Here is a 6,828-nt window from a genome sequence, read left to right as displayed (position 1 = left end):
GGGTCCAGCCGTGGCGGTCCGTCCTCCGGCACCTCCCGTATCCGCTCGATGCGCATCGGCACCGGCGCCGGCGAGCGTTCCGACTCCTGTCGCGTACCCGCCTCCGCCGGCTGGTTTCCCGCCGCCGGAGTTCGACCGGCGGCGCGGCCAGCGGTGCGCCCGGGCGGGCTGTGGGACCGCCGGTCACCACCCGGATACGGCGCCGTCACCATCGACCAGGAGACCGGCGAGGCTCGCGAAGATCGGTAATCCGGTCTTGATCTCCAGGTAAGCGAACTGGCCTTGCGGGTTGACCTCGAGGAAGTAATGCTCGCCGTCGAGACCGACTCGTAGATCCAGCACGCCGAAAACGAGGCCCAGGGCGTCCATCAGGGCCGCGAGCGCGGCGCTGACCGGTGGTGGGAGCCGGGTGGGAGCGAAGTCCACGGAGACGTCCAGCCGGGAATCGACCCGTCCCGCGCCCGATCGGGAATCGATCCGGACGGCCCATTCCCGGCCGCCCACCCACACCACCCGCAGATCGCAGGCGGGATCGATATAGCGCTGGAAGATGGTCGGCGCCCAGCGGATCGCGCCGAGCCGGTCCAAATCGGCGAGTTCGACCAGCCGCGTCTCGGCGAATTCCGCCCGCGATGTTCCGGTGCGCTTGAAAACCACCGGGCCGGCGCAGTGTTCGATGAATTCCCGGGCCCGGCCGGGATCGTTGGTGATCAGCGTCTCCGGTACGGCGCATCCGGCCCGGCGGGCCGCGGTCAATTGCACGATCTTGCGGTGGGCGATCCGGTCCCGGCCGGGATCGTTGACCCATCGCGCCGGCAGCGACCACAGCAGACCCTGCGTGAAGGCGTCGCATTCGGCCTGCCGGTAGGCGTCGTCGTCGGCGCGGGCACCGGCCGGCACGCGGCTCGGATGCGGCCGCCGCCACCACACCGCCCGGACCTCGTCGAGCCCGGTCCGGCCGGCCAGCTCCCGCCGGGGACCGGAATCGCCGAGCCGGAAACTTCCCGGTTCACCGGGGAAGTCGCGCAGGTCGAGCCGGAGTGGGTTGATCGCGTACCGATCTCGCAGCACGGCCTGCAGGGCCGCGGCATGCAGATCCTCGGTTTCGGAGACGATGAGAACCGACCCCGCACCGGTGACCATCGGTCTGCCGCTCAGTCGAGGCTGTCGCTGTGGATTGCCTCATCGGTATCGGTGCGGGACCGGGTCTGTGCCCAGGTGAACGCGGCGGTGTGGGCCGGGAGTTCGGTGAGGTGTAGTCGTGCCGCCCACGATTCGGTGAGCCGGTGTAGTTGCGCCTCACCGAAGGCCGGCGACGCGGGCGTCGCCAGGGTCAGCGGCCGTTCCCCCACATCGATCCGCATGCTACGGGTGAAATCGGCCGTCGTTCCCGGCCTGATGTCGACCAGGACCGCGTGCGCGGGCTCCTGGTCACCGTGCGGCCGGACGGCGAGCACATCCCGGCGCTGGAAAGTCCATGTCCCGTCCGCAACCCGAACCCGGATGGCGCAATCGGATTCGCCGACGACGACACCCATCAGGGTGGCGACAGCGTCGGATTGCGTTGTGCCGACGGGATGGAGGGCATCGGTCATCTGATTTCTCCGATCTAGCTCGCAGTGTGCCACGCCCCGAGCGCGTCCGGATCATAACGCTGCCCACCGGCAAGGGCAGCCGGTATCGCCGGATTCCACCGGTCCCGGCGCTGATCTTGTTTCCGCAAAAATTCCTGGGGCGGAAGTTTTCCGAAAATTAGGTGCCCGGTGCCGGAGCGAACAATGTTTGCCGGAGGCTGCCCGGCGGATTGCCGGATCGGTGGCGGAATTCACCCGCCGAGCAGGCCGGGTTCGGTCGCCAGTCCGCGCAATCGGCCGGCCGGGTCGTCGAGCAGCCGCCGGGCGTCGAGATCCAGCAGGCCGCCGATCACCGCGATCTCCGCCGAGAGGGTGCCGTCGGTGCGGACGATCTCCTGCTGGATCCGGAACGTCTTGCCGGTGCCCCAGACGATCCCGCACGATACGGTGATCCGGTCGCCACCCCGCAGTTCCCGCCGGTATTTGATGGTGGTTTCCAGCACCACTGTGCCCACCCGCGCGGCGAGCATCTTGTCCGGGCGCAGTCCGGCCGCCAGCAGGAATTCCGAGCGGGCGTGCTCGGCGTACTGGTGGTACACGGCTTGATTCACATGGCCCAGGGCATCGAGTTCATAACTGCGAACGGTCAGCGGTACGGAGAAGGTCATGCCGGTGCGAACCCGGCCGGGTGGGTCGTTGTTCCCGGTTCAGCTCCGCTGGGCGGCGCGCTCGCGCCACCACAGCGGCGCGTCGGTGAAATGGTTGTCGAACTCGTCCTGGGTGGCGGCGAGTTCGTCGAGAGTGGCCTCGCCCCGGGCGATCCGCTCGAGCAGGCGGAAGTATTCGAAACGCTGTACGCCCGGGGTGAGCGCGATGAGGACGCGGGCGCCGGTACCGGGCGCGGCGCCGAAGGCGTGCACGGTCCGGCGCGGTACCACGACGGCGCCACCGGCGCCGACGGTGGTGATCTTCTCGCCCGCCAGGAGTTGCAGCCGGCCGTCGGCGACGTAGAACAGTTCGTCGGAGCGGATGTGGAAATGCGGACTCGCGCCGTCGGCGCCGGGAGCGAGGGTCACTTCGAGGGTGCTGAGGGACCCGTATGCCTCGCCGGCATCGATGAGCAGCCGCAGGGTGGCCGATCCGGTGTGCAGCGTCTCCGCGTCGGCGGGCTGCCGGATCGCGACGGGACGCGGTGTGGTGGTCATGACTCCCCTTTGATTCGCTGGCATATAGTTCGCTATCGAATATGCCAGCGAATAGACTGCTGTCCATGAGTGAACCGGCCTCCGACCCGATCGCCGCCATCGAAGAGCAGTGGCGGCGCGAACGTCCCGATCTCGATCTGGCCGCCATGGTCGTGTTCGGCAGGTTTGGGGCGGCTGGCCATGGTCGCCCGGCGCCGGATCGATGAGGTGTTCGCCGCGTACGGTCTGCGCAGCGGGGAATTCGATGTCCTGGCGGCGCTGCGCCGTTCCGGAGCGCCGTTCGAACTGAACCCGTCCACGCTCGCCGAAACACTCATGCTCTCGCGCGCGGGAATGACCGGGCGCCTCGACCGGCTGGAATCGGTGGGTTATATATGCCGGACCGCCGACGCGACCGACCGCCGGGCGGTCCGGGTCGCGTTGACGGCGGCGGGCCGGGAACTGGTCGACACCGTGGTCACCGCGCATACCGCGAACGAGAGCCGGATGCTCGCGGCACTCACCGAACCCGAACGGCGGGAACTGGATCGGCTCACCGGAAAATTACTCGGTGCGCTGGAATCGCCGTGAGTGGTTGTGCTGCCGCGGCCGCTCGCCCGGTCAGGGGCGGCGGCGGACCGAGGCCTCCACGAGATCCAGGACCGCGGTGAGGTTTTCGTTGGTGTGCCCGGACGCGATCCGGGCGATGAGACCGTCGAGCACCAGGTCGAGATAGCCCAGCAGCACATCGGTCGGCACATCGTTGCGCAGTGCGCCCGCGGCTTTTCGCCGTTCGAGACGGGCCAGGGTCGCCGCGGTGAGTTCGGCCGAGCGCTGGGTCCAGCCCGCGCGGAACTCCGGATCGGTGCGCAGCCGCCGGGCGATCTCGAGCCGGGTGCCGAGCCAGTTGTACTCCTGCGGGTCGGCGAGCATATCCCGCATGACCTGCACGATGCCTTGATTGGCCGCGACCTCCGCCATCCGCTCGGCATCCTCCTGGGCGAGGGCGAGGAAAAGCGCGTCCTTGTCGCGGAAGTGATGGAAGATCGCGCCCCGGGACAGGCCGATGGCGTCCTCGAGGCGGCGCACGGTGGCGCCCTCGTACCCGAACTCGGCGAAACAGCGGCGCGCGCCGTCGAGTATCTGTGTGCGCCGGGCGGCCAGATGATCGTCGCTGACCTTGGGCATGAACTCTCCTCCACAGCGGGGTGGGGTGGACACGAAACGCGGGCGATGGTCACAGATACGCGCAACCCCGCCGCGGCCGGGACCGGGGCGGGGAAACCCGTTGTCTGCTCTGTGCTCTCGTACGGGCCGGTCGGCGCACCGGGAGCGGTTCGCACCGCCCGGATCCGTGTCGCGGCGACCGGTACCGAAGCCGGGTGCCGCGCGCCGAACTCGGGAACGATGGGCGGACGGCCCTGGGTCCCGAAGCCCGGCGCGCGGTGGGTAACGCCCCGGATCGGTGTGTTCGCTCAGCCTCGGATCATATTCCGCAGCACGTACTGCAGAATGCCGCCGTTGCGGTAATAATCCGCCTCACCGGGGGTGTCGATCCGGACCACCGCGTCGAACTCCACCTTCGACCCGTCGTCCTTGGTCGCCGTGACGTGGACCGTGGCCGGGGTGGTGCCGGAGTTGAGCTCCTCGATACCCGTGATATCGAAGATCTCGGTCCCGGTCAGGCCCAGCGATTTGGCCGATTCGCCCTCGGGGAACTGCAGCGGGATCACGCCCATGCCGATCAGATTCGAACGGTGGATCCGCTCGAACGATTCGACGATCACGGCCTTCACGCCCAGCAGGCGGGTGCCCTTGGCCGCCCAGTCGCGCGACGAACCGGAGCCGTACTCCTTACCGCCGAGCACGACCAGCGGGATACCCGCCTTCTGGTAGTTCTGCGAGGCGTCGTAGATGAACGCCTGCGGGCCGCCGTCCTGGGTGAAGTCGCGGGTGTAGCCGCCCGAGACATCGTCGAGGAGCTGATTGCGCAGCCGGATGTTGGCGAAGGTGCCGCGGATCATCACCTCGTGGTTACCGCGCCGCGAGCCCAGGGAGTTGTAATCCTTGCGGGCCACACCGTGCGAATCGAGGTAGTCGGCGGCCGGGGTGCCCGGTTTGATGGCACCGGCGGGGGAGATGTGGTCGGTGGTGACCGAATCACCCAGCAGCGCCAGCACGCGCGCGCCCTTGATATCGGAGACGGGCTCCGGCTCGAGGCCCATCCCGTCGAAGTACGGCGCCTTGCGGACGTAGGTGGAATCGTCCTTCCACTCGAAGGTGTTGCCCTCCGGGGTGGGCAGGCTGCGCCACCGCTCGTCGCCCTTGAAGACATCGGCGTAGGACTTGGTGAACATCTCCTGGTTGATCGCCGACTTGATGGTGTCGTCGATCTCCTGGGCCGAGGGCCAGATATCGCGCAGATACACCGGGTTGCCCTGCGGGTCGTTGCCCAGCGCATCGGTCTCGAAATCGAAGTCCATGGTGCCCGCGAGCGCGTAGGCGATGACCAGCGGCGGCGAGGCCAGGTAGTTCATCTTCACATCGGGAGAGATGCGGCCCTCGAAGTTGCGGTTACCCGACAGCACCGCGGTGACGGTGAGGTCGTTTTCGTTGACCGCCTTGGAGATCTCCTCCGGCAGCGGGCCGGTGTTACCGATGCAGGTGGTGCAGCCGTAGCCACCCAGGTGGAAGCCGAGCTTCTCCAGGTAGGGCCACAGACCGGCCTTCTCGTAGTAGTCGGTGACGACCTGCGAACCCGGGGCCATGTTGGTCTTGACCCACGGCTTGCTGGTCAGGCCCTTCTCCACCGCGTTACGGGCCAGCAGCGCGGCACCGATCATGACCGACGGGTTGGAGGTGTTGGTGCAGGAGGTGATACCCGCGACCGCGACCGCACCGTGATCGAGGATGAACTCGCCGCGCTCTTCGGAGACGACCCGGATCGGCTTGGACGGCCGGCCCTGTGAATTGACGGCCGCGGACTGCACATCGACCGCGCCGTCGTCGGCGAAGGACAGCGTGGCCGGATCGGACGCGGGGAACGACTCCTCGACCGCCTCGTCCAGCTGGGAGTGCGGCGTCGGGTGCTGATCCTCCACGTAGTTGTGGATGTCCTTGCGGAACGCGATCTTCGATTCGTCCAGCGCGATGCGGTCCTGCGGACGCTTAGGGCCGGCGATGGACGGCACCACGGTGCTCAGGTCGAGCTCGAGATATTCGGAATAGGTGGGCTCGGCGGCCGGGTCGTGCCACATGCCCTGCTCCTTGGCGTAGGCCTCGACGAGCGCGAGCTGCTCGTCGGTGCGGCCGGTCAGGCGCAGGTAGTTGATGGTCTCCTCGTCGATCGGGAAGATCGCCGCGGTGGAGCCGAATTCGGGGCTCATATTGCCCAGGGTGGCGCGGTTGGCAAGCGGCACCTCGGCCACGCCCTGGCCGTAGAACTCGACGAATTTGCCGACGACGCCATGCTTGCGCAGCATATCGGTGACGGTGAGCACCACATCGGTCGCGGTGACACCGGGCTTGATCTCACCGGTGAGTTTGAAGCCCACCACACGCGGGATCAGCATGGAGACCGGCTGGCCGAGCATGGCGGCCTCGGCCTCGATCCCGCCGACGCCCCAGCCCAGCACGCCCAGGCCGTTGACCATGGTGGTGTGCGAGTCGGTACCGACGCAGGTGTCCGGATAGGCCTGGCCGTTGCGGACCATGACCGTGCGGGCCAGGTACTCGATGTTGACCTGGTGGACGATGCCGGTCCCGGGCGGGACGACCTTGAAATCGTCGAACGCGCCCTGGCCCCAGCGCAGGAACTGGTAGCGCTCGCCGTTGCGCTCGTATTCGAGTTCGACATTGCGCTCGAAGGCGTCGGCGCGGCCGAAGACATCGAGAATCAGCGAGTGGTCGATGACCATCTCGGCGGGGGAGAGGGGGTTGACCTTCTCCGGGTAGCCGCCCCCGGGGGCCGAGGCCGCGCGCAATGTGGGGAGGTGGAACACCCCCGGGGAGCCCGGGGACTACAACATAACACCCCCCCCCCCGGTGGAAAGGTTAAAGATAAAGGGGGG

The 6,828-nt window shown here is 68.0% G+C and carries 8 protein-coding genes; 2 read left to right on the top strand and 6 right to left on the bottom strand.

Annotated features, from left to right (window positions below; translation table 11 throughout):
- Positions 1 to 183: 183 nt before the first annotated feature.
- The 4 genes from QH276_RS35210 to QH276_RS35195 form a co-directional block, all read right to left on the bottom strand.
- A complete protein-coding gene (locus tag QH276_RS35210; RefSeq protein ID WP_280400132.1) occupies positions 184 to 1,143 on the bottom strand; it encodes a hypothetical protein in 960 nt (319 codons plus the stop codon).
- Positions 1,144 to 1,154: 11 nt separating this feature from the next.
- Positions 1,155 to 1,595 carry a hypothetical protein gene (locus QH276_RS35205; RefSeq protein WP_280400133.1) on the bottom strand — a complete coding sequence of 147 codons (441 nt, stop codon included), beginning with the start codon at positions 1,593 to 1,595 and terminating at the stop codon, positions 1,155 to 1,157.
- A gap of 230 nt (positions 1,596 to 1,825) precedes the next feature.
- Positions 1,826 to 2,242, bottom strand: coding sequence for an acyl-CoA thioesterase (locus QH276_RS35200; protein ID WP_280400134.1), 417 nt, complete (start codon positions 2,240 to 2,242; stop codon positions 1,826 to 1,828).
- Between the two features lie 39 nt (positions 2,243 to 2,281).
- Entirely contained in the window at positions 2,282 to 2,779 is a 498-nt protein-coding gene (locus tag QH276_RS35195; protein WP_280400135.1) for a cupin domain-containing protein, read from the bottom strand.
- Between the two features lie 65 nt (positions 2,780 to 2,844).
- On the opposite strand from QH276_RS35195, the gene QH276_RS35190 reads away from it, so the two are divergent.
- The gene (locus QH276_RS35190) at positions 2,845 to 2,985 is read left to right on the top strand and encodes a hypothetical protein (RefSeq protein ID WP_280400136.1); all 141 of its coding nucleotides are present in this window, start codon (positions 2,845 to 2,847) and stop codon (positions 2,983 to 2,985) included.
- Positions 2,960 to 3,349: a MarR family winged helix-turn-helix transcriptional regulator gene (locus QH276_RS35185; RefSeq protein ID WP_280400137.1), complete on the top strand. Its 390-nt coding sequence runs from the start codon at positions 2,960 to 2,962 to the stop codon at positions 3,347 to 3,349. The genes QH276_RS35190 and QH276_RS35185 overlap by 26 nt, the downstream gene beginning before the upstream one ends.
- A gap of 30 nt (positions 3,350 to 3,379) precedes the next feature.
- Here QH276_RS35185 and QH276_RS35180 read toward each other — a convergent pair whose 3' ends face one another.
- Both QH276_RS35180 and acnA read right to left on the bottom strand, forming a co-directional pair.
- Positions 3,380 to 3,946: a TetR/AcrR family transcriptional regulator gene (locus tag QH276_RS35180; protein WP_280400138.1), complete on the bottom strand. Its 567-nt coding sequence runs from the start codon at positions 3,944 to 3,946 to the stop codon at positions 3,380 to 3,382.
- A gap of 287 nt (positions 3,947 to 4,233) precedes the next feature.
- Positions 4,234 to 6,759, bottom strand: a complete 2,526-nt coding sequence (gene acnA, locus QH276_RS35175; RefSeq protein ID WP_280407047.1) for an aconitate hydratase AcnA — start codon at positions 6,757 to 6,759, stop codon at positions 4,234 to 4,236.
- Between the last annotated feature and the right edge of the window lie 69 nt (positions 6,760 to 6,828).

The sequence above is a fragment of the Nocardia carnea genome, assembly GCF_029869215.1.
Classification (GTDB): Bacteria; Actinomycetota; Actinomycetes; order Mycobacteriales; family Mycobacteriaceae; genus Nocardia; species Nocardia carnea_B.
Note: the sequence above shows the minus strand (reverse complement) of the source record. Positions and strands in the feature narration are given on the sequence as shown.

What these genes read in the sequence shown, in the direction of transcription:
- QH276_RS35195 (WP_280400135.1), bottom strand. Translation starts at nt 2,779, where the DNA reads ATGACCACCACACCGCGTCCCGTCGCGATCCGGCAGCCCGCCGACGCG.
- QH276_RS35190 (WP_280400136.1), top strand. Translation starts at nt 2,845, where the DNA reads ATGAGTGAACCGGCCTCCGACCCGATCGCCGCCATCGAAGAGCAGTGG.
- QH276_RS35210 (WP_280400132.1), bottom strand. Translation starts at nt 1,143, where the DNA reads ATGGTCACCGGTGCGGGGTCGGTTCTCATCGTCTCCGAAACCGAGGAT.
- QH276_RS35205 (WP_280400133.1), bottom strand. Translation starts at nt 1,595, where the DNA reads ATGACCGATGCCCTCCATCCCGTCGGCACAACGCAATCCGACGCTGTC.
- QH276_RS35200 (WP_280400134.1), bottom strand. Translation starts at nt 2,242, where the DNA reads ATGACCTTCTCCGTACCGCTGACCGTTCGCAGTTATGAACTCGATGCC.
- QH276_RS35185 (WP_280400137.1), top strand. Translation starts at nt 2,960, where the DNA reads ATGGTCGCCCGGCGCCGGATCGATGAGGTGTTCGCCGCGTACGGTCTG.
- QH276_RS35180 (WP_280400138.1), bottom strand. Translation starts at nt 3,946, where the DNA reads ATGCCCAAGGTCAGCGACGATCATCTGGCCGCCCGGCGCACACAGATA.